The organism is Bifidobacterium imperatoris, assembly GCF_002860405.1.
Classification (GTDB): domain Bacteria; phylum Actinomycetota; class Actinomycetes; order Actinomycetales; family Bifidobacteriaceae; genus Bifidobacterium; species Bifidobacterium imperatoris.
In genome coordinates, this window is record NZ_NMWV01000016.1 from 57953 (window position 1) to 84445 (window position 26493).

A 26493-nucleotide genomic window follows, 5' to 3' on the forward strand; every position below is an offset into this window, starting at 1 on the left:
GCGCGTGATTTTTGGCAATGGAAATTTGGGGGAGAGGAAAATGGTTCATGCGAGTCGGTATCCTTCCCCGCGCGTGGATTCGATGGTCTGGGCTTCGCCGAGTTTTCGTCGCAGTGAGTAGATGGTGGTTTTGATTACGTCTGCTGGCTCGGATACGGATGCGTCATCCCAGACGGTTTCATAGAGTTCGTTCACGCTTACATAGCCGCCGTCCGCACGCATGAGTTCGAGCAGTATGCCGTACTCCTTGGGTGTGAGTTTGACGAGCGTGCGGCCTTGATCGCGAAACACAAGCCGCCGTGTGGTGTCGAGGGTCAGATCGCCATGCGTCAGCACCGCGGCCGTAGCCTGGCCTTTGCCCGCACGGCGCTGCAGCGCTCGGATCCGGGCCAATAGTTCCGGGTAGGCGAACGGTTTGGTCAGATAATCATCAGCGCCCAAATCGAGCCCGCTCACCCGGTCGCTTATTTCTGCGGCGGCCGTCAGCATGATTACTGCCACGGGAATGCGGTTCGCGGCGATGGTGGCCATCACCGCGTCGCCGGAGAGCACTGGCAGGTCACGATCCAACAGCACGATATCCACGGTTTGATCGGCGAGTATTTGCAACGCTTCCACTCCGGTTGCCGCCACGCATGTGGCGTAACCTTCGTAATGCAGAGCGTCATCCAATGCGGCCGCCAGTTCGCGGTCATCCTCGACAATCAGAATCCTCATCTCGCGTCCTTCGCCCAATGACTATGCCATCCTATTATCCGCCCAAATCGTGCGGTATTCGTTGTATTCTCGAGCGTCTTAGGTAAGGCGAAGGTAATGCTTTCTCTCACCGTCGGCGCACCGGATAAGGCGTTGAATGGTAGTAGCTGCAGCGAAGCGGCAATTACGAGCATTGGAGGGGCAGATCATGATCCGCGAACACAATGGCGGTGCAACATATGTGCGGCCGGTAATCCGCAGCATGATGGCAGGTCTGGCGGTACTTGTATGTCTGATTGGAACAGCTTCCTGCTCATCTGGAACTGAGGCCGCCGACACAGGTTCCAATAGCACACACTCCAGCAACAGGGGAACCGGCGATACGGCACGGTCAGCGGATGACACTGGCACCGATCCATCAGCCAATTTCAGCACCGCCGAACTGGAGACCATCGCCAAACGATTTGCGGCCTGCCTGGTTGAGAAAGGATTCGACGCGAAAATCACCGGAAGCTATGCGCTATTGCCCATCGGCTCATCCGATGAAGCTCCGCAAACCACCGTGGTGGTCCGCCGGCTCGGAGCAGATCGTACTCCGATCGTGCCTGGTCCCGGCGTTGTAATCAGTGCGGACTCGGACCCGCTCTATCCGGACGTGATGTATACCATCGTTTCCGCCAAGGAAGGCGCATGGGTGGGATTCAAGAATTCCAAGTCGCTCACCGGCTCCATCTATGCGGACAAGCAGGCCGATTATGCGGCATGCGAGGCCGCGAATCCTGATTTCGCGCAACCGAACTATTCGAGCTCCAGTACCTCAGGCGGCGGCTCAGCCGGTTCAGCATCCACGGATTCCGACAAGCAGCAGATCTTGATCGACTTCGCCCGTAAGGCTCGTGCGGACGGCTTCAATTGGATGGCCGACCCCGCACCCGGAGAAACTCAGGCTGTGGAAATACCGCCTAACGTGTCCTACGAGGAACTGCGTCGGTTCTTCGACACCTATTCCGGCGATCAGTGGCCCAGCCATGATGGCATTCCGTTCGGTACCTCCTGCTCCGGGCAATGCGCCGCCTACAACCAAATCCTCAGCGAGCGGTAACCGGCAGACTTATCCTCGGCTCCCCTTGTCAGGGGAGCTGTCGGCAAACGCCGACTGAGGGGCAGTCAGCAGTAATTCACACAAATTCATCCTGAAACGTTTTCCCAAACAAGGTAAGGCGAAAGTAAAACGATTCTTCACCGACACACCACTGCAATCGGAGTTTGATGAAGCCATCGCATACATACGAATCGTTTGCCGAAAGGAACCGTCATGACCAGCACCTTTAATCGCATCACAAACCAAACTTTGAGACGCACATCGGCGGCTATTTCCGCATCGGCATTGTGTCTGATCGCGCTCGCTGGCTGTTCCATGCCATTCACCAATCAAGCATCAAATACCAGCGATGCTAGTAACGCTTCTGGATCCACGGATAACCTCACAACAGATGCCAACGCCAAGAAATTCGTTTCCTGCCTGACTGGCAAAGGCTTCGAAGCACAAGCCGCGGCCGCGCCTGGAATGCCTGATTCATCAGGCAAGACGAAAACCCCAACCACCAAGAACATGGTCATGCTTCGCATGCTCGACGCGAATGGTCAGCCGGTCGAAGCTGGTGACAACGGCATGAGCGTGAGCACCGATTCCACCACCCAGCAGATGTACGCCAATTCCATGTTCACTTCCATCGACTATGGCACGGTATGGGTGGCGTTCAAAGATTCCACCGCACTGGCCGGCAGCCCCTATGAATCGAAACGGCAGGATTACGCGGACTGTGAAGCCAAGAATCCAAACTTCTCCCAGCCCGCTCAGGATTTGAGCCAGACTCCCACTTACACAGATGCGGATAAGCAGGCGGCGTTGGCTTTCGCTAAAAAGGCTCGCGAGAAAGGCTTCAGCTGGGTTGCCGACCCTACCGGCGATGAACCAACCACCATCCTTATCCCCAAAACCGTGAACGAAGACGAATTGCGCCGATTCTTCAAGGAGTGCCCTGTCGGCGACGCGCACATCACATACGGCTTTGATGGGACTCCGGATGATTTCGGTTATGACTACACCAAAGTTATGGATGAGGCCATGGGAGTGGTGTCCTGAACGCGCATCCATCCGGCAATGAAGCACGGAATCTTTTACAATGATTCATATCGCTTTCGCTTCCGATCATCGATGATCGGAATAAGGAAATTAGGGGGACGCAATGAAACCACATCACAATATCGAGAAGGGCGAGAGCCATTGCGGGTTGGAACGAATAGCAGCCAGCCTAATCGTGCCCGCATTCGGGTTGGTCATGCTGGCCGCATGCTCGTCACCGTTCACGGTGAACAATGGAACCGATACGGAAGCTGTTGACAATACCAACACTTCCAGTACTTCGGGTTCAAAAGATAATGATGGGCCGCAAGAACCCAGTATCGAGGTCAAGCGATTTGTATCCTGCCTGACCAGCAAAGGCTTTGACGCACGATCAGTCGGATGGGATAACAGTCAGGTGGGCGTGGTGGAACTTGATGCGGCCGGCAATCCCGCGCAATCCGAAATCAGATACCTTGAGGACGGTACGGAGGAGCATTACCATGCAACGCCGCCCGAGCTCTATCCAAATGTTAAATCGTCAGGTGGTATCGGCAACAGCATTACCAAAGAGGACTGGAACTATGTGATCTTCCGGTCCGCAGCGGATATGGCCGGTTCACCATACGCATCCAAGCAATCCGATTATGCTGCCTGCGAGGCTGCAGTCCCTGACTTTTCACAATCGACGTTCAGTGCTGCGGACCCAGAGGCCAATGCGTCGAAGGAAGACAAGGCTGCCGTATTGCAATACGCGCAGAATGCTCGCGCCAAAGGTTTCAGCTGGATCGCCGATCCAAGCGGCGAACACCCATTGACCATCACAATCCCAAACACCGTGTCGGAAGAGGATGTACGGCGATTCTTCCAGGAATGCCCGGCAAACGATACGCCCGTAATCTTCGGCTGGATAGGTGATTACTCATACGATACCTTCGCCGTCCAGCAGGCAATGAACTGATCGGAGCGTATCATGACCAGAACGGAAGCGCGGCGATTCTCCAAACGCCGCAGAATCATTACCACTGTCATAGTGCTCATCGCCGTGATAGGTCTCGCCACAACCTGTGTGATCACACGCCCGTGGACACTTATTGGCCATATGACCGCGTCGGGCCAATCATCCACACAACACATAGACGTGACTACTTTGCGCGCGCAGCCAGTCACTAAAGGTGTACTGAACGCTGAAACCCGGCTCGGTGCGACCCTTCAATATGACGATGCCTCCGATTTCGCCGCCGCCACAGGCATCATCACCCAGTTGCCTGTTGCCGGCAAACAAATCAACACCGGTGAACAGGTGTATGAAATGGATGGTGCGCCGGTGCCGTTGTTCCACGGCGAGCGCCCCTTCTGGCGCACCATCGAAGAAGGTATTTCGGACGGCCCGGATGTGACCCAATTGGAGCAGAATCTTAAGGAACTTGGTTTCTACAACGGTGAAGTCGGGCCGCATTACAATTGGCTGACTCGAGAAGCCATCAAACAATGGCAACGGTCTCTTGGACTCACTGGTGACGCGGTCAATGGGGTGTTTAATCCCGGTATGGTTGCCTTGGCTTTCTCGGCTCCAATCCGCATTAAAACGGTGAACGCCAAACTTGGGGACACCAATGTGAGCCCGGCAAGCTACACGGGTGTGACCTTGCACGCGCAATCCACGATTACCGCCACACAAGCCGCCACCCTCAAGGCCGGTGACAAGGCGCAAGTGATTCTGCCGGATAACACCACGGTTGACACCACGCTCGCCGCTGTTGACCAGGGAGGTCAATCCACTGGCAAGGACGGACAGGTCACTTCGCCTTCCGTGCGCATCGATTTTCCCGACCAGACGCAAGTGGCGCAATTCGGCCCTGCGGCCATCCAAGTCATCGTGCCGAACGCGAATGCCTCCAATGAGGAGACGCTCATCGTACCGGTCACCGCGCTGATTGCCGGCACAGGCAATTCGTATGCGGTCGAGGTGATCCGTGGCGATGAGGTCAAACGCATCAGCGTCGAGATCGGATTGGTGGCGGGCGCCCAGACGCAAATCACCAAATCGAATGGTCTGAAGGAAGGCGACAAGGTGGTGGTCTCATGACTGCGTTGTTGAGTCTGGACCATGTCACCAAAGCGTTCGCTGGCAAGGACGGCAATCCGCTGGAGATTCTGCACAGCACGACACTTGTCATTGGACACGGTGAGCGCATCGCCATCGTGGGGCCATCCGGTTCAGGCAAATCCACACTGCTTTCCTTGCTTGGCACCTTGGACATGCCGACCTCCGGCACACTGGCCTACGACGGCGAGAACGTGGCCGACATGGGGGAGAAGCGTCGAAGCGTGCTCAGGGCAGCTCGCATCGGATTCGTATTCCAACAATTCCATCTCATCGCCACCGTCTCGGCTCTGGAGAATGTGATGACCGGATTGCAATACACTGCATTGCCCCGTGCAGCTCGGCGAGAACAAGCCACCGAGGCGCTCGAACAGGTGGGGCTTGGCGAACGCCTATTCCACAAGCCCTCCCAACTGTCGGGCGGCGAACAGCAACGCGTGGCCATCGCCCGGGCTTTGGCCAAGAAACCCGACATCATTTTCGCCGACGAGCCCACCGGCGCGCTCGACACCGACACCGGCCATGCCATCATCGAACTGCTCATGGGGGCAGCTGATCAAGGCGCAAGCCTTGTAGTCGTTACCCATGATCCCAGCATCGCCGCACGATTTCCACGTCGTCTGCATATCCAGGACGGCGTGGTTACGGAACTTGGATAAGGAGACAGCCATGCGTAAACCACTCATCACGCGTCTGACCGATCTCCTGCATGCGGCATGGATTGGTGCCACAGGCCGTGTTTCTCGCACCATTCTCGCCTCACTGGGTATTGCACTGGGTGTGGCCGCCTATGTGGCGCTTTCCGGTATCGCCGCATCCAACCAGGCCGCCCTACTTGCTCAGCTTGATGCACTTGGCGCGAACCTGCAGGTCGTGGCTCCCGGTCAGGATGCTTCAGGCCAACCCGTACCGTTGCCCGACTATGCGCCTGACACCATCGCCCATCAGCCCGATGTTGAACAGGTCGGCGTGTTCCTGACCCCGCCTAAGGATGCTCAGGTTTTCAAAAACGAGCTTGTGCCGAAAACTAACGGCAACGCACTGGCTGTATCCGTAATGAAACCGGGCGCGCTGAAAGCCGTTGATGCCACGTTTGCCCAAGGGCATGGAATCGACAAGTATAATGAAAATCTGCCGGTAGCGGTCCTCGGCTCCGAAGCAGCCTACCGTCTCGGCGTCAACCAGCCGGGCGACCGCATCCTCATCGACAACGAATGGTACGGCGTCATCGGCATTCTTGAACCTGCCCCACAGGCACAATCCATCAACTCATCCGTCATCATTGGTGCCAAATGGGTGATCAACAACTATCCCGATCAAAAGGAATCCATACAACAGATCAGCCAAATCTACGTGCGCACTAAACCAGGCAATGCTGAATCCTTGCGCCGAATCATTGCACATGCGGCGAACCTTTCCGGGGGCAATGTGTCCGTCGCAGCTTCAGCAAATTTGTCCCAAGCTCGCAACGCCACCAATGATTCGCTTACCACATTAGGTCTCATGATTGGAGCCATCGCGCTTGCCGTGGGCGGTATGAGCATTGCGAACATGATGATTGTGACTGTGATGGAGCGACGCGGTGAAATCGGATTGCGGCGCGCGCTCGGTGCCACGCCCGGCAATATTCGCATGCAATTCGTTACCGAAGCAACATTATTGTCAGCTATTGGCGGGTTGGCCGGCGTTGCGATCGGCGCGGCTACTGCCGTGAGTGTTGCCATCAACGCCGGTCAACCATTGACCTTGGATTGGGCTGGATTGCCAGCCGCATGGGGCGCCGCGGTACTGGTCGGAATCATCGCCGGCTTCTATCCGGCATCTCGTGCGGCCCGTTTGACGCCCACCGAGGCGTTGCGCGGAGAGTAGTTCTTTCCTCCCAGTGTGCTAGCGTCGATACGTCATTCTGGCACGACGCAAAGGAGACGTATGGGCGATATCAGGCGGGAAATGGAACGTCTGCGGCCGATTTACGAAACCGGTGTGCTCCGTCTGCTCTTGCGTCAGCATGCCATGTTGTATGTGGCATTGCTGCGTGCCGCCTTCGACCCGTTGACTGGCGAGCTGCCGCGCGAAACCGTGGAGGAACGCTTCGCGCATAGCCTGGAACTGCTGGCCTCCAGTGGCGAATATACGCTGAAAGACCAGTCCTATGCTGACGCGGCCCATCGTATCCTCGCCGACCTGACCCGCGAAGGCGAAGGCGATTACGCGTGGCTGGCCAACTCGCATGATGCCGCATCACACCGATTCCTCTACAGGCTCACCGCCCGCGCGCATCGCGCCATCGAAGCACTAAGCCGTCTGGAAGACGAATCCCGCGCATTGTCCGGCGCACAGGCGAACAGCATCATCATGGAGATCGAGCATGCGCGCATGCAGCTGACCGCCGACCCCGGCGAGCGCGTCCGATTGCTCAACAGTGAGATCAAGGAACGCAAGCACGAGATCAAACGCATCCAACAGGGCCAGCAGCATGCCACATTGAGCCAGGCCCAGGTGGAGGATGTGATCGCAGTAATCCATAACACCCTCCGCGGTGTGCCCATCGATTTGCGTGAACTCGTGCTCACCGAACGCGATAACGGCGATGCGCTGCGCCGCCGCATGCAGGCCGGCGATATGAGCGTGGACGAAACCCTGAACAGGTATCACGAGGAATACCGTCGATCGTTCAGTGAATCCGATTCCGGTCGCCGCTTCGAAGATGCGTTCCAAGTGATCATCACCGACGAAGGCCGCCAACAGATCGACTCCGCATTGCGCGACATCGCGAAAACCCCGTATCTGGCAGGGGAGTCCGCGGCACTATTGGGGCAGATTCGAGACGAACTATCCCGCATCTATGACGGCATCGAAGCGGTACGTCATCAGATGCGCGTCTCCGATGAGGCGATCAGCCGTCTGGTGCGTCAGCAGACCGATACGCGCTACCGTACGATGATGAGTCGATTGAACCGACTTTACGTGAACTTGAACGCTGATGCGAAAGCCCACACCGGCGACGCTTCACGACCATATGTAACCGATACGTCGAGTGCACTGTTCGCCCCATTGCCGATGCGCCCGGCACGTTCGATGACCTATACCGAAACTCCGGGTTTGGAATCCTCGGTGGCAGCCGATCAGCAAGTCCTACAGGTCAGTCTCAAGGACATGGTCGAAGGTGGAGGCCCACGCTTGCGACACATGGTGGAGCTGATTCGCCGCAATCCAGCCATCGAACACGGCACAGTGAACGTGGCAGCCAGTTTCAACCGTCTGCCCGAACGGGAACGTCGCGAAAGCGAAATCGTAGGCTTCCTGGGCAGCCTGCCATCGGCGTCAGCGGCAGACAAAGCCTCAGATACCAGTGCAGCCAATACGGTGTGGCATTGCATCGCCTTGGACGGAACGCCCAGAGACTGGATCACCAGCCCGGTATGGGCGTCGTTGGAAGAACTTGACAGCATCGTGGAGGAAGGATGAGCATGAGCGAACCAGTCGCCAACCCATACGCCCTGTTTGAAGACGACCACGGCGATATGACCGCGGATGCACGCATGGCCGCCATCGCCTTAAAACGCGAACGCTACATTTCCGGGCAACTCTATGACTTGGTCAACGACAATCGAGCGGCAGTGGAACGTTCCCTCAACAACGATCTGCTCGCCCTCGTAGTCAACGAACGCTACCGCATCATGTACGCCACTCCGGTGGCCAACGACAACGTGGCATTGCGAGCGCTCAAAACCCGCGCCAGTCTGAAACGCGAGGAGGCTGCCTTGCTCGCCTTCCTGCGCATCCGCGTGCTCGAATACGAAAACACCAGAACCGATCAATCCGAATGGCTGGTGAGCTTCGAGGAGATTCGCGCCGCGCTCGCATCCGGCGCCGGCTATCTCGCCTCGCGCAACGATGAGGAAGGCGTACTGAAGCAGGTGAGCGCCATCGTCTCCGCGATGATTACCTACGGGTACCTGAATCGGCTGGATGATGAGGCCATGTATCTCATCACCCCACTGGTGCCCGTGGTACTTGACCGTGAACTGGCCGACACCTGGCTGGACACCGCGGCCAAAAACCTGGATGATGCCCACGATACGCGTGAGTCCAACGATGCGGAAACCGAGCAGAAAGACCCGGACTCTGATTCGGAGGAATCAACCGAGGACATTCCGGATGAAAGCCTCTTTGCCGAACCATTGTTTGGTGCATCGGACGGCGACGCGCAAGCAGCGTCCGGCGATGCCGAAGATGATGATGCAAACGATACGAACGACACTGTAAAGGAAGGGGAATGAGATGGCAGCTGAACTGCAGATGATCGCCGACCGTTGGATGATGGTCAGCCGCCGACTCGTCAACTGGGGCTCCTACGAGGGCTATCACGAGTTCCGCCCCTCCACGGACTCCACCCTCCCGGTGACCTTGCTCGCCGGCGCCAGTGAATCCGGCAAATCCACATTGGTGGATGCGCAGATCTCCCTGCTCTACCCGACAGGCACGCCGTTCAACAAAGCATCCAATTCCGGACGTTCAGAACGTAGCGACTACACATATTTGCGGGGCATGATCGGCGTGGGCAGCACCGAGCATGGCGACGAACCCATCTACCTGCGCGGCAAAGACAAGGCGACCGGAGCACCGCAGGCGGTATGGGGAGCCATCGTGGACACCTACCGGAACCAGACCTCCGGGCAAATCCTGTCCTGCGCCAAATTCCTATATCTGATGCCCGGCGATGGCCGCGCCGACGTTCGCCGCCAATACGCGGTCTGGGGCAAGCCCATCGACCCAAGGCTCATGGACCAATATCGTGAATCACCGTTCACGCCCGGCCAATTGCGCGACGCCTACCCCGACTGCCTGACCTTCCCCAGCGCTGAGGCCTTCCACAGTCACATCTGGTCGATTATGGGCCTGAGCGAGGAAGCCTGCCGACTGCTGCATAAGATCCAGTCCGCGGACGCGCCATCCAAGCTCGACGACATCTTCAAACAAGGCGTGCTCGGCGTACCGGAAGCATTGGAACTCGCGCGCGCCACAGTTGAGGATTACGAACGCTATGGCGCGAACTTCCATGCGATGGAGGAGAAAACCAAGCGTATGGATGCGTTGCACGGCATCCAAAACGCCTATGGCGAGTACGCCAAAGCCAACCAGCGCGTACATATGTTCGACGCTGTTGCGGGCGACGATGACGAGGCGGTTTCAGCACCATTGCGTGATTGGGCCATGACGCGCATGCGCGCGGAAGTCAGCGCACAGCTGCCCATCGACCGCAGCGAAGCGCAAGCCCACGAGTCCGAAGCACGCAATACGCGACGCAATGCCGAAAACTTGCGCAGCCGCATCGACATGATCCGCAGCCAAATGCAAGGACTCGATGGTGGCAACCTCACCCGCCTCGAAATGGAGCTGGATCAAGCCAAACGAGCGTTGGAGGAGACCGAATCCACCCGCAAACGCATCGAACAAACGTTCGCAGCCATTGATGAACAACTACCCGTCAGCGAACAGGCATGGACCGAACGACGCATCAACGCCGTGGAATTCAAACGCACCTACGATGAACGCGTCAGCGCATGCGAGGAGCAGCTCGCGGCAGCCATGAACACGCGAGCAGCAGCCCGAGACGCACTCGAACGACTGCAACGCGATTACGATCGCCAGAAATCCCAGCGCACACGCATTACCCAGCACATGGATGAAACCCGTGCAATGTTGGTACGCGCCACCGGATTGACTCCGGCAGACCTTCCATACGTGGCCGAACTCATGGACGTCAAGGAAACCGACGAACAATGGCGCATCGCCATGAACGTGGCCTACGGTTCCTTCGCGCAAACCATCCTGGTGGACAAGCGCCACGAACAAGGCTTCGCCGCCAAAGTCAGCACCATCGACCCGCATGCGATGAGCCGGCGCACCTGGCAATTCGTGGACACCGCACGCGACTATGCAGCCAACGATAACCATGCCGACATTGGCGAATCTGCGCATGCAGAAGACGACTGGCTCTCCGGCAAACTGCGCTACCGCGAAGACTCGCCGTTCGCCAGATGGCTGCGCTCGCAGACCCAAGCCGAACGCTACGATGCACTCTGCGTGAGTACCATCGATGACACCGACCGCACCACTCGTCAAGTGCAGACGGACGGTCAGATCAAATCCGGTGCACGTGGCCAGCACGGCATCAAAGATCGCGCACAGGTCATCGGCTTCGTCAATGAAGCTTATCTGAAAAATCTCGAGCAGCAGATTAGCCAGTCTCAGGAAGCATTGGAACAGGCGGACGACGATTACACTGCAGCCAAGCAGCAATCAGATAAGCTGCATCGCGAACTCGAACTCGCCAACCAGCTCGCCTACACATCCTGGGAACGCATCGATATCGATGGAGCGCGCAAGGGCATCGCGGATATCGAAGCTTCCATTGCTTCTATCAAGAACGATCCCAAGCTCGCCGAACTTGCCGCTCGCAAGGATGAGTTGACTGCTGAACTGGAGCAATTGGACGAACGACGCATGCGAGCCGAACAGTCTGCAACCTCGGCCTCACAAGCTGTGGAAGCGGCACTCCTATGGCTGAATCATCATACGGAACCAACGCAAGAGCAGACCGGTGCGGAAGCTTCGACTGCTCCGGCTATGCCGAACGATGTGACTGCCGTTCTGGCCGAAGCCTATGAGAATCGTTTCGCTGGACTGGAAGGTGCGGCGATACGAGCGCATATGATCATCGGCGCTGGGGCTGCCTCATCTGATTTCGCCGAACGGGTTCTCACTGGCATGGTCAAGGATATCGATGCGCGTATCACCATGCTGAAGGCGCAGGCTTCCGCGGCACGTACGGCCGTCGAATCGAAGATGAGCACCTACATCGGTATCTGGGTGGCGGATGATGATGCGCTCACCGCCAGCGTGGAGGACTACCGCTATTACCTTGATGAGCTCGAAAGTCTTACACAGCTGGCTGCCACCACGGCCACGGAAGCCGAATACCATCGTTGCCTCGAGCAATTGCTGATGAGCTTCCTGACTATCAAGCGAGCCATCGACACTGATGCCACCGACATCCATGACCAGCTCGACCGCATCAACGCCATGCTCAAAGGCCAGCAGTTCGGCCCCAAGCACGGCAGTCTGTCCCTGCAGGCGGATGTGCGCCGGCCGGAACGTGCGTTCTCCAGTCAGCTCACGCGAGCCATCGGCATCTTGAACGATTGGAAAAGCACTGCCGGAGAATCGGATGATTCGGCAAAGCGCTCCGAGTCCCGCCGTGCCTTCGCCGCTTGCGCTCCAATGATCGCGTTGCTGAAGGAGGAGCTCGCTCAAGTCAAGGATACGAACGGCATCAAGCAATACGGCGCCCGCAATCTCGACCCACGCTGCCGTTCCTCGTTCTACGCCATCGTGCACCATGCGGACGGCCCGGACGAGCGCATCACTTCTACCGGCGGTCGATCAGGCGGCGCATTGCAGGAGCTCACCTCGTTCGTGTATGGCGCTGCATTGATTTACCTGCTGGGCGGCGGCATGGAGAACCGCCTGAAGCCGAGCTACACCACCTTGTTCCTTGACGAGGCGCTCATCAAGGCGGACGGTCGTTATACGCAGCGTGCGTTGAGCGTGCTGCCGCGCCTGGGCTTCCAGGTCATCGTCTCCGCTCCGGAAAGCAAGACCGGCGAAATCCTCGAGGTGTCCACCAAAGCCTACGTGACTTACAAGGATCCCGACACCGGCCTCACCTCCCTGCGCGAAGCCAGCCTGGACGGCATCGAGGAAGAGGCCCCATTCGGCTCGAATCAACCGTTACCGGAAGAACGGTAATGATGCGCTATGGTGACGATGAAAGATGTAGCAGCAATTACTGAGCAAGTCAGTAATCATATAAACAACCATAAATTTGATATCGCGCTGACCTGGCCAATTACCATATCAGTGGGATTACCCAATAAGGCCTTGCTAGAAGCTAACGCTGTTGCCGTGCATAATAACAATAACGCTATCAAAAAATGGGCGAATAAATGCGGTTGCAAATTTGAAACGGTGCATCGTGTAATAGGGACTCCTGTTGAATTGGTATCCAAAATCGCGGTTCCAGACGAATTGACGGTACTACGAATACTCAAAAAATCAGAAGTAGAAGAGTACCGAAAAATCCGCCGTCGCATCGCCTGGCTATCTGCTGAATTCAGTGTTAGTCCTGAGACGATCTCAGCAGTGGTTCGGATGACAAACAATGAAGAAGAGCTGGATTTCAACCTAATCGTTAAAGCAGCGCATTATTTTCAAAATAATGACGTGTCCGGCATCACACCGAGGCAAGTGCCTTTGACTGGATTCAGCAGCAAATGGCTCAATGAGACAAGAACAAAACGTCGAAAAGCCATCTGCCAACTTCTTGGCATCGAATCCTTAAACCTTGCAGGCCGCCCAACAGAACTTAGATTCCGTTATCTTGATCCCGCGTATGACGACATTGAACTCGAACGTATCATATTGCTTCCATGGAAAGGTGATGCATTCGCAGGCGCGAAATATGTGATTGTTGTCGAGAATAAAGACACCTATCAGTCTATGCCCCTTATTCCCAATGGTATATGCATATGGGGCTCTGGTAGTGCTGTGAGCAATGCGGTTCCAAAGATATCAGCGTTGCGAAATATGCATATCGTTTATTGGGGAGATATGGACGCTGATGGCTTGGAAATATTGTCATCACTGCGTGAATCAGGCGTCCCATGCGACTCAATTTTAATGGACTCTACCGCATATAATCGCTATTGCCAGTTTGGCACTGAGCTGACCGAACGCGGTGCCGAAATTAAGTTGAGAGAACCCAAGCCTGTATTGGGATTACGGGAATCAGAACGAAAACTGTATATGCAACTTTGCAGTGACGCGACCCTTCGCTATCGCCGCATCGAACAAGAACGAATTCCCATTTGCAATGCGCTTGAGGAATTGCGTAAGCTCGGTGTCCCTGCCATGCTCCCGAAGTAGGACTACTCCAGAGGAGAGTTCTTCTGAGAACTTGTATCATGAGTATATGAGTCTTCTTACCTTGGATCAGGTGCGGAATGTCGCCCGTCGTACTGCCGCGAATCATGGCGTAGGGGAGATGTACGTATATGGCTCGGTCGCCAGGGGAGATAACGGCCCCCATTCTGATGTCGATTTTATCTATCGATTGAATGCAGGAAACAAGGCCACTGCCGGAGTTGTTTTGTCATTGAAAGATGATTTGGAGTCGGAGCTTGGTTCGCCGGTGTCACTGCTCTCCATGCGCACGTTGTTATTTAATGCTGAACATACTGCATCCGGAAAACGTTTTTACGATTCCATTAAGAATGATTTGACGAGGATTGTATGATACGTGCTCAAGAACGGGATGCGCTTCTATTGGATGAACTCATCGAGCATCTGGAATATGCATACGAAGATGTTTCCGCCTTTTCCGAAGGTGAGGCCTTGGCTTTAAGCCGCAAAGATCGCAATTCGGCGGCCAAAGAAATCGAACAGGCACAGGAATGTGCTGCGCATCTGTCTGACTCGTTGCTCGAATCGGTAAATGATGTTCCTTGGAAAGAGCTGCGGGGTCTACGCAACGTAATAGTTCATGAATATGGTGAAGTTGATTGGGACGTTCTGTATGACACGGTCATCATTGATTTCCCTCCGGTAATTGATGCGCTGAAAGCCTATCGAGAGAATATTGAGCGGCATGACGCATCTCAGCATAGGAGTGAGGGAGGGGCGCGATGAGCGACGACAGCAGATCAGTCGATAGTTCGGCTTCTTCAAAGCGCCGAGACAACGAACGCACTGTAGCTGGCGGGCATCGCAGAATGCGGCGAGCGGATCGGGAGATCGTCGATTCCGCGCAGATAGGTGAGATCATCAGCCGCTGCGATATCGTCGATGTCGCATATGTGGATGCCGAGGGCCTGACGATGGTGCCGCTCAACTTCGGATACGACTATGATTCGGCGTCTGGCTCCCTCACGCTATGGATTCATTCGGCTGCACACGGGCGCAAACTCGATGCCATCCGCGCTGCCGATAATCAGCTGCCTGTATCATTCGCCATGAGAACTGACTGCGAGGTCATCGAGGGGCGTACAGCCTGCAATTGGGGCGAAGCGTTCACTTCGGTGATCGGTAATGGCATCGCCTCGATTGTGGATGATCTCGAAGAACGTCGCCGCGGACTGCAGTTGCTTATGATGCATCAGGCGCATATGCCGCACGTCGAATTCACCGATGCACAGGTGAACGCCGTTACCGTGTGGAAAATCGAAGCAACCAGACTCACAGCAAAAGTACATGCCAAGCCGAGCCGTGCGCATACTCAACGGATTGCATAGCTAATTATGCTTCGCCGTCAAGTTCTTGCTCATGCGAGGCGATGGCGGTTTCTACGTCACGCAGTCGGTTGCGTAGGGCAGCTTCGATGTCGATTCCCTCGGATTGAGCATGGCGTACGATGGCGAGGATTTCGTTGGTATAAGTCGAGGCCTTCGAATGAGAAGGATTCGTTGTGATTGGTGAATCCGGTATGGCTTCTTCGTTGCAATTCTGAACATCATTCGTCTTGATTGCATCATCGAAGACGGCGAGCAATACATCTCGATACGCTGATTTCATGATGCGAGAAACCACTTTGACGGCGCGAGGCAACGCACCTTGTGCGTGTGAGATGCCTTCGAGCACGGACTTGCGATGCTTCTCCTGCTGTTTCATCCGCTCCCACAGAGCGAGTGTTTCCTCCGGGGAAAGCGTAGCCCCATTTACTTGCGCCTCATCTTCTGCATCATCAGCGTCATCATCAGGCTCGAAGACGTGTGGGTGGCGGGTAATGAGTTTGTTCACCAGACGATCAGCCACCTCGTCAATGTCAAATGGATCGGTTGAGTCAGAAGCGCACACCCGTGCTTGGAACACCGACTGCAGCAACACGTCGCCCAGCTCCTCGCGCATGTTATCTCTGTCGTTCGTTTCCACTGCATCCACATACTCGTAGGTCTCTTCAAGCAATGGCTTAAGAAGCGAACGATTCGTCTGCTTGCCATCCCAAGGGCAGCCGCCCGGCGAATATAGAATGTCCACAATGGCTTTGACCCGCTCCAACGCGCTTGGAACCTGTGCGACTGGTTTCAGCTTCGAGCACCGTTCAAAGCCGGCCGGCAGGCGATATCCGCGTTGTATGCTTGCGCTCTCTTCCTGGCTGCGTTCTGTGCTGCTATCCATGTCGTTTTCCCTTTCACTCGAACCGTGAATCTGACTGCTCTAGACATACCAATTATGGCAACGTATCGGGGTCTCACGTTCATTGTCATCCATTGCCCAAAGATAGCAACGGATGGCAATGAAGCTTTTGCCTTACAGTTCAGCTTGTTCCCACTGCGCCGGCAAAGGAATATTTCGCGTCGGGGTGACGCAGGCGAGCAGTAGGCCGAGACCGGTGCTTCTCGTCTCATCCTCGGCCCACCGTACCGGCGCAGGCATGGCCCAGACGCAAAGGGACGTCTAAAACCATGCAGAAGGAATCTGCCTATGTCTACGAAGATTCCTGTCATGCGATTGCTTGACATGATGTTGTATGGTCGGCCGTTCTCGGATTGAATAAGGATTATGGGAAAAGTGACAGCCCTCGAAGAGGAGGATGATCATGACCGATGGTACTTCACACGGCTCCAGTAATAGGCGTTTGTGCAGAAGAGAGGGACGATGGCGTTTGTTCGCTGCGGCCGGAACCTGCGCGTTGTATTCCGTCGTGCTGGCTGTATGTGGTCTCATCCGATATGGATGGAGTGAGGAATGGTTCTGGAATTCTGGATCGCAGGCGATCGTGTTTCTCCTGCTGGGCGCCGGCTCGCTTGTCGCGGAAGGATTCGCATATCGCGGCAAAGTGGCTGAACGGCTGGAGCCGGATGCCCATGACCATTTACTTGCCGATAGATCCGACGCTATCGCCGCGAAGATGACACTCATCATCTGCATCAACCTGTGCGTCAACATGTCCACCATCGCTTTGGTATTCGATATTCAGCCGCTGCAGTATCTGGCGTGGGGTTTGGCCTTGGCCTGCGCATTGTATGCGGTGATTTCAATCGTCGCCAAAACCTATTACCAAAATCCAAGGAAGAAGCCATGAATCGACAGAAGAAGAACTCGACTGAGATGAAACACCGGTGCAAGAACGTGAAGGGAACGTATCGTTTGCCTCTAAAATGGTGGGAACTTTTGGCGTACGTGTTGATTTTTGTGCTGGCATTGGTTTTCAACGCGATGCAATTCCCTAAATGGGTAGTCGTTCCACTTGTTTTAGCAATCCTATTGGTTCGGCCATCCGAATACTTCTCGCAAAAAGAAGGAAGAATCGGGCGGATAAAACCTGTGAGCAGGGACACCACTATAGTCAGGTTCCGTAACGCAGCTGGTGGTGGTCTTCGAGCCTGATAAATAAGAGCAGAGGGTTCGGACCATGCTTCGTGAGGGAGCCGCATACAATGGAATGTGTAATGCTTCATAGGGGGATTTTGGATTGGAGGCTGTCATGGCGAGGATCGGCATGAGCAACCTGTTGGAGGCAAATGGTCTTCGACTGGGATACACGGCGAGAACGGTTACGGTCACCGAGCCGGCGACCGGATTCAAGATCGTGTTCAACAATGATGGCACGGTGCGCAGCAACACTTTCCCCTCCGAATCGCTTCCACTGGTGGAAGGCTACTTCAAGCGTTCCTACCCGTTCGTGGAGGATGCGCGCGAAGTGGATCGCGAATATGCCTGAGATCTGGTTTGAAGACGTCGCCGGATACGAGTTTTATGTGACCAGCAATGACGGCGGTCACGGCGTGCATTTTCATATCAAACGCAACAACTCGTATCGGCTTGCCAAGTTCGTGCTGACCGCTGACGGGGATGTGGTCGTGGACTCGACCACGCTGGATGCCAAGACGACACGGAAGATTCAGTTGTACATGCGCCGCAATTGGAACGGTTTCGTCCAAGCATGGCGCAGTTTCTTCGGTAACTGCCATTTCGACAAGTGACAGGTTCGACAGGAGATATTTGGCGTTCTACTGTTGTAGTTCGCTGTCTGACTTGCTCGGGATGCGGACGTCCAGTTGCCAGTGCCGCTGTTCCGTGTGGATGGTGAAGCTGCCGCCGGCTGTTTCGACGATGGTGCGGTAACGGTCGAGGCCACGGCCCAATCCAAGTTTTCCGTCATGTTCGGCGATGGTGTCACTGACGGAGATACGGATCTCCTCGGCATCGAAGCCGATGGAGACGGCGTACCATTCGGCCGGGTCGGCGTGCTTGGCGATGTTCGCGTACAGTTCCGTCAGCAATCCTATGAGCAGTCGCATCATGCCGGGGGAGAGCGGACGGCGGAATTCTCCGAGCAGACTGTCACCGGTGAAGCCGAGCGATTCGAGCTTCGCCTCCTCGTCATCAATCAGGGATTGCAGCTCCGCCTGTTGTACGGTGGTGTGATCTGTGGCCGTTGTCAGCGGAAATGTTGCCGTGCTTCGCGGTTCCGATGGTTGTGATTGCGGCTGTTGCTCCGGATGCTCTTCCAGTGACTCGATGACTGCGTGCGTGTGGGTCATGGCGCGATTGGCCGCGTCGCGCAGTTCCCGGAGTTGCCGGCGGTATTCCTGTTCGCCGGCGGGCATGCCGCTGGTCTCGGCGTGGTCGATGCGCAGGATGAGATAGGCGAGATCGTTGCTGATGGTGTCATGCAAATTGCGGGCCGTGTCCTCGCGCTCCTGCTGGCGACGCAGCAGATACGAGTCATGATCGCGCTGCCGCATCATGTGCAGCAGCAGGCCGGTCACTAGCGGGAAGCAATAGAGTGCGACATGCATCAACGTAGCTACCAGCAGACGGTTGCTACTAGGTGGTGCGGGAGCGACCAGCAATACGAGCAGCATGCCGGTGGCGATTGCGCCGGACCGTGTGCTGAGATAGGCAAGGAATCCCGTACAGATAATGCTGATGGCCAATGGAGTGATCATGAGTGTCATTACCAGCAGAATCTCGCCGGCCACGAGCGCCGCCCAAAGGAACCATTGCGGGCGGAACATGCCGCCGATCAGACCGACGAGCATCACCAGAACCAGCGCAAGATGCCACACGCTCACCGTCGAGGCAGCATCCGTCGCGGCCCGGACCATGCATTCCGCGATAAGGGCGGCAGCCAACAGCACGCATGCCGCCGCGATGACCGGATGATCGTTGCTTGGACCGATTCGTCCGATAAGATGGTTTACAGCAGATCGTATCTGGCGCATGCCTCCAGCACCTCCCTGCGGCTGGTCACACCGAGCTTGTCGGCCGCGCGATGCACGTACGTGAACACACTGCCCTTGGCAATACCCAGCCGCTGTGCGATCTCGTCGGTGGTCAAACGCTGCGCGTACAGGCGCAGGATATCCTTCTCGCGCGCGGACAATGAGTCCTTCATGTCCTCGGACATCTTCGCCGGCACCGTGCCGGACAACAACGCATACGCCGAGGCCGCGTCATGGAAGCCCGCCTCGGCCTGAGCGGCGGTTGGCTTTCCGGCGGCCGCCCGCCGCACCGCATCAGTAATGTCGGTCTTGAGCCGTTCCTTGGCGAGCAGTCCCTGCGCGCCCGCTTTGATCGCCTCCGCCCGGTAGACGTCCGTCGAATACGAGGTGACGCAGATGACACCCACCTCGCCCGTCCTGCGCCGGATGCGCCGGCACACGTCCGCGCCGGTGATGCCGCCCAACGCCATGTCCAATACGAGCACGTCCGGCCGCGTATGCGCGTTGTGGCAGTGCTCGATCGCCACCGCCGGCGACCCCGTGCTCCACACGACGTGGAAATCCCGAGACATGGCCGCGATCATCGCGCACATCGCATCCAACGCGAACGGATCATTATCCAACACGCCGATGCGGATCACACCCGCCGTCTCCGGATCGTTCCCAAGTCCCATGACATCCACTGTACCGCCGACTGCCATTGGCTCTCCGGCATGAAACGGCACTGCTGTCATGCGATTGCTTGACATGACGTTGCGATTGCGGAGCGTGCATGGATTCAATGAGATTTGTTGGTGCACGACGAAGGCAAGGAGACCACGGATGGGAAACCGCGTATGGAAAGATGGCGGCCGTGTCGGAACGATCATCACTATTGTGGTCGTCACGGCATTAGTGGTGGCGGGATTATGGTTCGCATGGACGCGATACCAAAGCTACAGTACGGTTCAGAATTTGTCGCAGAGGTTCTCGATCTCATTTCCCAAAGATGCGAGGGCAATCGTCAGTAAGGAAGAGGAGAGTTTCCACGGAGACGGGTACAGGTACGTGAAGATCACCGCCGACCCGGAAAAAGTTAACGACACCATTCTGGACGACAGAGAGTACTCAAGCAATCGATTGTCGCAGGAGAGCATACGCATGGTCAAGGAAGCAAATACGACTCTGCAATTGGATCTGGGAACACAACTTGATGATCTGTACGATCAGCCTCATAGGGAGATAAACAACGAGAGCGGTACGCTGATCATCATCCGTGATGCTGATTCCTCGGAATGGCATTTCTTCGAATGCCTGATCTGAAAGGACCTTCCATGAAGTATCTGATTGTCATTGACATGCTGCCCACATACGGGCTACTGTGCTATCTGCTGGTCAGCATTTGCATCACACTGGCGTTTCGCTGGCTTGCGCATGCGTGCGAAGACCAGCGGCGACTGCGTTTCGCCGTCATCGCGCTACTGGTTGGCTCGCTATCTGTTGCCCTGCTTACCGGCTGCGTGTACACCATCGCGATGCCATACGCACAACCGGACATGGTTGATTTCTATCGCGCATACCGTCCCGCTGTGTTGGTGTTCCTCACGGGATTGTTCTGTGTGCAGTCCGTGTTCGGCGTCGCCGCCGTGCAAGCGCCCCGTAAACGACATAATGCCTGAAAGGATTCGGGATATGCTTCTTTGTCTGATCGGTTTGTTCCTGCCGATAGTCCGGTGGTGCCTCTCCATGTATGGGTTCGCGAAGAACGGCCAATTGGAGAGGAATTATCAGGTCGGCATCAAGACCCGTTGGACCATCGCGAATTTCGATGCAGAAAAGCTTACTTGGAATCGAACATATGAAGATATTCGGAGGGAAAGGATAAGCAAATGACGATTTGTGTCGCTCCGATCGAACCACGATGGTTCGAGGAGAAGGCGCAAGTGCAGTCGCAAACATGGCGGGAACTCAACCAAGGCAAGATTCCGCAGGAGATCGTGGACGCCATCACCCCGCAGTTCGCGTTGAAACTCACCGAGGCCCACGCCAAGAACTCCGATCAGGTTACCCTGGTGGCGCTTGACGACGATCATGTGATCGGGTTCGCGGAACTGCTGCGCACGCCGCGCCCTACGATCGATCGTCCCGAAGCGGCGGAACTTGCCTCACTGTACGTGTTGGCCGACCGGCATCGGCGGGGCGTCGGACGCATGCTGGTCGAAACCGGCAAACAGGCTATCGGCAACGACAGACTCGTGCTCTGGGTCGCCGGGTTCAACGCCAACGCGCAGGGCTTCTATCGGCATATCGGCTTCCACGAGACCGGCCGCGCCCAAACCGAGGACATGGGACCGGAACTCGAAATGACCAACTACTGATTCAGGTGGTGGTCCCAAGCTGATTTTGCAATCAGAACTGAGAAAATGGCATTGCCAATGTGATGTTGGCAATGCCGTTGCTGCGCATATCGGATGTGTCTTAAGCCGGCGCAGGTGGCTCATGTTCACCTACACCGGCCATTAGTTTTATGCGTGCATCAGAGTTCGGTTTGCTCCCATTGCGCCGGTAGCGGGATATTCCGCGTCGGGGTGACGCAGGCGAGCAGTAGGCCGAGACCTGCGCAAGCAACGACCAGTATCATGACTGCGCGGAAACCAAGCTGAGTTGTTTGCAGCAGCCAGCCGACCAGTGCAGGTGTCAAGGCTCCGGGAATGCCGATTGCGGTCTCGAATACGGTGGACACTCTTCCTTGCATATCGTCCGGTGTGCGTCCGTAGATGAAACCGAGTTCGCCGGCATTCAGCGCGGGGAACAGCAGGGAAGCCATCATCATGCATACGACGATTACCCCGTATGAATTGGTGAACAGCAACGGTACCATCGCAAGCGTGAACACGGCAAAGGTGATCATGATGAGCTTGCCTGTCGGAATATGTTCGACCAGCCAGCCGGCAGCCAGCGAACCAATCAATGCGGCAACGCCTGTGGCTGTGCTGACCAAGCCGATGAGCGCAGCGTCCGTACCGCGTGAGGCGAGCATGATTTGCACGCCGATGATGCTTCCCGTAGCAAGCGACATTGATGACCGCTCCTTGGACGATGGCTGCAAGAACCGTTCGTCTGGTTAACGTCCATCTCCAGCCTTCAAGAAACTGGGCAATGAATGACGAATCCATTGTCGGGCTACTAGTGGTTAGCTGATTCGACAGACCGTTTTCGGCTGAGACTACCGTTTTCTTCGGCAATGCCAGTGCGGTGAGTGCCGCCGTCAGATAAAGCACCATAGAAGCAAGGAACGGGAACCAGCTGGCAATCCTATACAGCAGTCCGCTGATGGCGCCTCCTGACAGTTCGACGCACGATTCACGTGCCTCGCGTATCGCCTGCGCCTTGGCGAATCGTTCCATAGGCACAATCGACTTGAGCATCGCGTCATTGGAAGGTCCAAGCAAACCATTCATCACAGCGAACAGAGCAACGAACAGAGCGAACAGGACCGTGCTCATCGTGCCGGCTGCAAGCAGGACGGTCGCTGTAAGTGATAGAAGCACGCCGACCAAGCCAAGCAGGATCATCAACCGTCTACGGTCATGACGGTCGGCTATCGCGCCGCCAATCGACATAAGCACAAGCCCTATAGCGGATTCGATAGTAACCAGTAACCCAGAGATAAAAGCAGAGCTGGATAAAGCCAGACCAATCAGCGGTATGGCAAACGCACGTAGACTGACTGCGAACACGTCGGCCGTGTCGGCGATGAACCAGTTGCGGTATGCGGCCAGACTCCACAGCGAACGGGACCTGTGCGCAACGTTGGCAGGGGAGTGGGCAGGTGAGTGAATATCGGTGTTCATGGTGAAACTCGTTTCATGATTGCCATGAACGGCATGCGAAAGCCAGTCGGTTGCGGCCGATTACGACGATCACAGATTCGCGTTCATGGGATGCGTTCTGAAATCAGGTATAACGACCTATCGCGCGAGTCCGAACCGGACCGTGGCGATAGGGGAGAGACGGGAAAACGAAACCGTCAATCCGTCTAGTCGTATGCGAAGGATTCCAAAACGACGTACATGAAAGTCTCCTATGACCGACGATGACGCGCTACGGAAAATCCTCGATGATTGGTTCCGTAACGATGCTTATAATCACCCATGATAATCAACCGAAATGCGACAAAACGCCATTTTCCAGTATGCATCTGAGAATAGCAATCAGAAGCCAAACAGACCAAACGCAATGCGCGTACAGTGGCAATCATGTTGGATCACATCACGTTACATGTACAGAATATTGAACGCAGCATCACGTTCTATGAAAAGGCGCTCGCACCACTGGGCTACATCGCCAAGGCACATCACGAACCGACGATCGGCTTTGGCGTGAACGACGGAACGCCTCATTCCGATTTCTACGTTTCACCGATGGATGATACGCCAACCTCACCGGTCACCCATATCGCATTCCTCGCTCCCAATCGCGAAGCCGTACAGGCGTTCTATCAGGCCGCGCTCGCAGCCGGTGGTCAAGGCAACGGGGCGCCTGGTCCGCGCCCTTACCATCCCGGCTACTATTCGGCGTTCGTTCTCGACCCGGACGGCAATAACATCGAGGCCGTGGTCGACTGGTCCGGCTGGTTTGACAATCATCAAAAGCGCTGAATAATCATCAAGATATTTGCCGTATGTTCATAGCTAGCTAATATTTCGAATGCGGTATGTTGTGCTGAAAGATTAGAGGAATTCGATATGTCTTTGACGAGCGAGCAGCGGGCGGCGACCATTCGCGAGTTCCGTGAGAATATGGCATTGCTAGGATTGACTGCAGAACAGATCGGTGCCGATTTCGGGGTTTCCGGCGCGACTATTGAAAACATTATCGAGTTAAGGTCCGGCGTGCTCGAGTACCCGTGGATCGTACGCCGTTACCTGCTCGACAAGGCCGCCGCCGCTGGCGTGGAACCAGTGCCCTTTACTGCATTACGCGGTAACCCCCATGATTACTGGTTCCTTGATGACCGAATTATCGATGCGAACAAATTGGACTGACAGCCCCAGAACCGACTCGCGAATTACGCGATGGTATGCTTCACGCTATGTGCAGGTGCTTTGCAGCCGATCTGGATTGGGATGCGATTGCGAATCAATTCGGTGTGGATAAGGACGATGCGGATCCCGCCGAGCTTCCGCAGCCGTCGTACAACATCACACCCAAACAGGGCATCGGCATCGTGGCACAAGGGAGAGACGGTAAGCGTCATCTGGCTAGCGCATATTGGTCATTGATCCCCACGTGGAGCACCAATAAGGAACTTACTTATCCCACATACAACGCACGCATCGAATCGGCGTGCGACAAACCCACGTTCGCCGCTTCGGCCAAGTCCATGCGAGCCATCATTCCCGCTTCCGGATACTACGAATTTCACGGTCGCAAACCGTATTATTTCCATGCGCCGAATGATGCGACATTGTATTTGGCCGGACTATTTTCCTGGTGGCGTGACGGCCGATCTCCGTGGCTCCTGACCGCGACGATACTCACCTGCCCGGCTGTGGACGGCCCGGCCACGGTTCATGACCGCATGCCGGTGCTTGTGCCGCACGATTTCACCTATGCATGGCTTGATCGCTCAGTCGATGGTGCTTCATTGATTCCGGATATGCAGATAGATGGCGCTGAATTATCTTGCAAGCTTGCTTTCCATGAGGTCGCTGCATTCAACGCATCGGATGACGGACGTAAGCTGATTCGGCCATTGCGGCGAACGCATACGCCTAGCCTGTTCTGACGCGTGAGCCTGTTAGTGAATGGATACGGCGTTGTGCGAACTAATCAGGCAGAACAAACATTCGACATACCTCGTTCACCATCTGTTCACCTTATCTATTACAATCTTCCGCCGAACCGTAACGAGAAGAGCGGAGGGATAGCCATGTTCATGGCAGAAAAAGAAACGGTGGATAAGGCCAGCGGCATGAAGCATTACGCCGGTCTGGCAGTATTCTCCTCGACGGTCGGGCACGCGCTCGACGGCCTTGATTTGATGATTTTGGGCTTTGCGATGTCCGGCATCATGGCCAGCTTCAATATCGACAAGACCACGGCAAGCACGTTGACCACCATCACGCTGGCCGGCGCATTCTTGGGCGGTCTGGTGTTCGGCCGTCTGGCGGATAAGTACGGCCGCATTCGCGTGCTGACCTATTCAGTGGTTTTCTTCGGCGTATTCACGCTGTTCTCCGCGTTTGCGCCGAACTTCTTCCTGATGGCATTGTTCCGCTTCCTCGCCGGCGTGGGCATCGGCGCTGAATTCGGTATCGGCATGGCCATCGCCGCAGAAGCATCCAGCCCGGAAAACCGCGCCAAGGCGACTTCCGGCGTCGGTCTTGGCTTCCAGGTGGGTGTGCTGCTGGCCTCCCTGCTGAGCGCTCCGATTCTAACCGCCTTCGGCTGGCGTGGCCTGTTCGCCATTGGCATTGTGCCGGCCATCGTGGCTATCTTCATCCGAGTGTTCGTTCCTGAACCGCCGCTGTATCTGAAGCATCGCCAGACCGCCAAGGAGCATGGCTCGATTCGTCAGTTGTTCTCCACGCCGGAACGTGTGCGCTTCTCCATTGCCATCATCATCCTGTGCACTGTGCAGAACTGCGGCTACTTCGGTATCATGACCTGGCTGCCCAGCTATCTCAACACCGAACTGAACCTGTCCCTGACCTCCACCGGCATCTGGACCGCCGTCACCGTGCTCGGCATGATGCTCGGCATCTCCGTATTCGGCTTCCTCGCCGACCACCTCGGCCGTCGCCCGGCGTTCTGGATCTTCCAGATCGGTGCTGCCATCATGGTCGTCATTTACAGCCAGCTCAAGGACCCGACCGCACTGCTGGTCGGCGGCTTCTTCATGGGCATGTTCGCCAACGGTATGATTGGTGGCTATGGTGCGCTGATTTCCGAGCTGTTCCCGACCGAGCTTCGCGCCACTGCGCAAACCGCCCTATATAACACTGGTCGCTTCATCGGCGGCGGTCTTGGCCCGGTCGTCATCGCAGCCATCGCCACCGGCCACGGCTTCGGTTTCGCTCTGGCTACCATCGCATCCATTTACATCATCGCGTTCATCACGATGTTCTTCATTCCTGAGAAGAAGGGCGTCGCACTTGAGTAAGCGGTGCGCGTAATTCCCGATGACTCACTAAGGCCTTGGACACCTTGTCCGAGGCCTTTTTCTATACGTTTGCCGCAGATCTGAACCTTGAACACACCATCGAACAAGCGTTCGACTGAAGTCGCAT

At 56.1% G+C, this 26493-nt stretch carries 29 protein-coding genes and 1 pseudogene; 24 read left to right on the plus strand and 6 right to left on the minus strand.

Going from position 1 to position 26493, the window contains the following annotated elements; all coding sequences use genetic code 11:
• Positions 1-45 precede the first annotated feature (45 nt).
• Positions 46-717, minus strand: coding sequence for a response regulator transcription factor (locus Tam1G_RS06415; RefSeq protein WP_101625878.1), 672 nt, complete (start codon positions 715-717; stop codon positions 46-48).
• Positions 718-853: 136 nt separating this feature from the next.
• Here Tam1G_RS06415 and Tam1G_RS06420 point away from each other — a divergent pair, with 136 nt between their 5' ends.
• From Tam1G_RS06420 to Tam1G_RS06480, 13 genes are all read left to right on the plus strand, one after another.
• On the plus strand, positions 854-1798 hold the full coding sequence (locus Tam1G_RS06420; RefSeq protein WP_133124986.1) for a hypothetical protein: 945 nt from the start codon (positions 854-856) through the stop codon (positions 1796-1798).
• A gap of 213 nt (positions 1799-2011) precedes the next feature.
• The gene (locus Tam1G_RS06425; RefSeq protein WP_101625880.1) at positions 2012-2842 is read left to right on the plus strand and encodes a hypothetical protein; all 831 of its coding nucleotides are present in this window, start codon (positions 2012-2014) and stop codon (positions 2840-2842) included.
• 103 nt (positions 2843-2945) lie between these two features.
• The gene (locus Tam1G_RS06430; protein WP_101625881.1) at positions 2946-3782 is read left to right on the plus strand and encodes a hypothetical protein; all 837 of its coding nucleotides are present in this window, start codon (positions 2946-2948) and stop codon (positions 3780-3782) included.
• A 12-nt stretch (positions 3783-3794) separates the two neighbouring features.
• Positions 3795-4910: a peptidoglycan-binding protein gene (locus Tam1G_RS06435; RefSeq protein WP_101625882.1), complete on the plus strand. Its 1116-nt coding sequence runs from the start codon at positions 3795-3797 to the stop codon at positions 4908-4910.
• Complete coding sequence (locus tag Tam1G_RS06440) at positions 4907-5587, plus strand: ABC transporter ATP-binding protein (RefSeq protein WP_101625883.1); 681 nt, start codon at positions 4907-4909, stop codon at positions 5585-5587. Before Tam1G_RS06435 ends, Tam1G_RS06440 begins: the two co-directional genes overlap by 4 nt.
• A gap of 10 nt (positions 5588-5597) precedes the next feature.
• Positions 5598-6797 carry an ABC transporter permease gene (locus tag Tam1G_RS06445; protein WP_165781928.1) on the plus strand — a complete coding sequence of 400 codons (1200 nt, stop codon included), beginning with the start codon at positions 5598-5600 and terminating at the stop codon, positions 6795-6797.
• A 60-nt stretch (positions 6798-6857) separates the two neighbouring features.
• Positions 6858-8396, plus strand: coding sequence for a DUF3375 domain-containing protein (locus Tam1G_RS06450; protein WP_101625885.1), 1539 nt, complete (start codon positions 6858-6860; stop codon positions 8394-8396).
• A 2-nt stretch (positions 8397-8398) separates the two neighbouring features.
• Positions 8399-9211, plus strand: a complete 813-nt coding sequence (locus Tam1G_RS06455) for a DUF4194 domain-containing protein (protein WP_242689623.1) — start codon at positions 8399-8401, stop codon at positions 9209-9211.
• Between the two features lies 1 nt (position 9212).
• Positions 9213-12743, plus strand: coding sequence for an ATP-binding protein (locus Tam1G_RS06460; protein WP_101625887.1), 3531 nt, complete (start codon positions 9213-9215; stop codon positions 12741-12743).
• Positions 12744-12761: 18 nt separating this feature from the next.
• On the plus strand, positions 12762-13919 hold the full coding sequence (locus Tam1G_RS06465; RefSeq protein ID WP_243394871.1) for a DUF3322 and DUF2220 domain-containing protein: 1158 nt from the start codon (positions 12762-12764) through the stop codon (positions 13917-13919).
• 46 nt (positions 13920-13965) lie between these two features.
• Positions 13966-14289, plus strand: a complete 324-nt coding sequence (locus Tam1G_RS06470) for a nucleotidyltransferase family protein (RefSeq protein ID WP_165781929.1) — start codon at positions 13966-13968, stop codon at positions 14287-14289.
• Positions 14286-14681, plus strand: a complete 396-nt coding sequence (locus Tam1G_RS06475) for a HepT-like ribonuclease domain-containing protein (protein WP_101625890.1) — start codon at positions 14286-14288, stop codon at positions 14679-14681. Before Tam1G_RS06470 ends, Tam1G_RS06475 begins: the two co-directional genes overlap by 4 nt.
• Entirely contained in the window at positions 14678-15283 is a 606-nt protein-coding gene (locus tag Tam1G_RS06480) for a pyridoxamine 5'-phosphate oxidase family protein (protein WP_101625891.1), read from the plus strand. Before Tam1G_RS06475 ends, Tam1G_RS06480 begins: the two co-directional genes overlap by 4 nt.
• Positions 15284-15287: 4 nt before the next feature.
• On the opposite strand, the gene Tam1G_RS06485 is transcribed toward Tam1G_RS06480, so the two are convergent.
• Complete coding sequence (locus Tam1G_RS06485) at positions 15288-16166, minus strand: nucleoside triphosphate pyrophosphohydrolase (RefSeq protein ID WP_101625892.1); 879 nt, start codon at positions 16164-16166, stop codon at positions 15288-15290.
• 421 nt (positions 16167-16587) lie between these two features.
• Between Tam1G_RS06485 and Tam1G_RS06490 the strand changes: the two genes are divergently transcribed.
• The 4 genes from Tam1G_RS06490 to Tam1G_RS11660 all read left to right on the plus strand — a co-directional run bounded on the left by Tam1G_RS06490 (position 16588) and on the right by Tam1G_RS11660 (position 17974).
• Positions 16588-17073 (plus strand): hypothetical protein, encoded by a 486-nt coding sequence (locus Tam1G_RS06490; protein ID WP_133124987.1) that lies wholly within the window; start codon positions 16588-16590, stop codon positions 17071-17073.
• A complete protein-coding gene (locus tag Tam1G_RS06495; protein WP_101625894.1) occupies positions 17070-17378 on the plus strand; it encodes a hypothetical protein in 309 nt (102 codons plus the stop codon). Before Tam1G_RS06490 ends, Tam1G_RS06495 begins: the two co-directional genes overlap by 4 nt.
• Before the next feature lie 97 nt (positions 17379-17475).
• On the plus strand, positions 17476-17712 hold the full coding sequence (locus Tam1G_RS11655; protein WP_101625895.1) for a hypothetical protein: 237 nt from the start codon (positions 17476-17478) through the stop codon (positions 17710-17712).
• Entirely contained in the window at positions 17705-17974 is a 270-nt protein-coding gene (locus tag Tam1G_RS11660) for a DUF4160 domain-containing protein (RefSeq protein ID WP_101625896.1), read from the plus strand. The genes Tam1G_RS11655 and Tam1G_RS11660 overlap by 8 nt, the downstream gene beginning before the upstream one ends.
• Before the next feature lie 27 nt (positions 17975-18001).
• Here Tam1G_RS11660 and Tam1G_RS06510 read toward each other — a convergent pair whose 3' ends face one another.
• Both Tam1G_RS06510 and Tam1G_RS06515 read right to left on the minus strand, forming a co-directional pair.
• Positions 18002-19219, minus strand: a complete 1218-nt coding sequence (locus Tam1G_RS06510) for a histidine kinase (RefSeq protein ID WP_242689624.1) — start codon at positions 19217-19219, stop codon at positions 18002-18004.
• Positions 19195-19893, minus strand: a complete 699-nt coding sequence (locus Tam1G_RS06515) for a response regulator (RefSeq protein WP_243394872.1) — start codon at positions 19891-19893, stop codon at positions 19195-19197. Before Tam1G_RS06515 ends, Tam1G_RS06510 begins: the two co-directional genes overlap by 25 nt.
• Before the next feature lie 148 nt (positions 19894-20041).
• On the opposite strand from Tam1G_RS06515, the gene Tam1G_RS11920 reads away from it, so the two are divergent.
• From Tam1G_RS11920 to Tam1G_RS06535, 3 genes are all read left to right on the plus strand, one after another.
• Positions 20042-20521, plus strand: a complete 480-nt coding sequence (locus Tam1G_RS11920) for a hypothetical protein (RefSeq protein ID WP_242689625.1) — start codon at positions 20042-20044, stop codon at positions 20519-20521.
• An 11-nt stretch (positions 20522-20532) separates the two neighbouring features.
• A complete protein-coding gene (locus Tam1G_RS06525) occupies positions 20533-20877 on the plus strand; it encodes a hypothetical protein (protein ID WP_101625955.1) in 345 nt (114 codons plus the stop codon).
• Between the two features lie 210 nt (positions 20878-21087).
• Positions 21088-21576 carry a GNAT family N-acetyltransferase gene (locus tag Tam1G_RS06535; protein WP_101625898.1) on the plus strand — a complete coding sequence of 163 codons (489 nt, stop codon included), beginning with the start codon at positions 21088-21090 and terminating at the stop codon, positions 21574-21576.
• Between the two features lie 158 nt (positions 21577-21734).
• Here Tam1G_RS06535 and Tam1G_RS11925 read toward each other — a convergent pair whose 3' ends face one another.
• Positions 21735-22277, minus strand: a complete 543-nt coding sequence (locus Tam1G_RS11925) for an MFS transporter (RefSeq protein ID WP_101625899.1) — start codon at positions 22275-22277, stop codon at positions 21735-21737.
• A 64-nt stretch (positions 22278-22341) separates the two neighbouring features.
• Positions 22342-23052: pseudogene (locus Tam1G_RS12045) on the minus strand (MFS transporter); the annotation flags it as partial.
• Between the two features lie 405 nt (positions 23053-23457).
• Between Tam1G_RS12045 and Tam1G_RS06550 the strand changes: the two are divergent.
• The 4 genes from Tam1G_RS06550 (at position 23458) to Tam1G_RS06565 (ending at position 26366) form a co-directional block, all read left to right on the plus strand.
• Positions 23458-23859, plus strand: coding sequence for a VOC family protein (locus Tam1G_RS06550; RefSeq protein ID WP_101625956.1), 402 nt, complete (start codon positions 23458-23460; stop codon positions 23857-23859).
• 87 nt (positions 23860-23946) lie between these two features.
• On the plus strand, positions 23947-24246 hold the full coding sequence (locus Tam1G_RS06555) for a DUF2316 family protein (protein ID WP_101625900.1): 300 nt from the start codon (positions 23947-23949) through the stop codon (positions 24244-24246).
• Positions 24247-24293: 47 nt separating this feature from the next.
• A complete protein-coding gene (locus tag Tam1G_RS06560; protein ID WP_101625901.1) occupies positions 24294-24989 on the plus strand; it encodes an SOS response-associated peptidase in 696 nt (231 codons plus the stop codon).
• A gap of 150 nt (positions 24990-25139) precedes the next feature.
• Positions 25140-26366, plus strand: coding sequence for an MFS transporter (locus Tam1G_RS06565; protein ID WP_207553044.1), 1227 nt, complete (start codon positions 25140-25142; stop codon positions 26364-26366).
• The last annotated feature ends 127 nt before the right edge of the window (positions 26367-26493 follow it).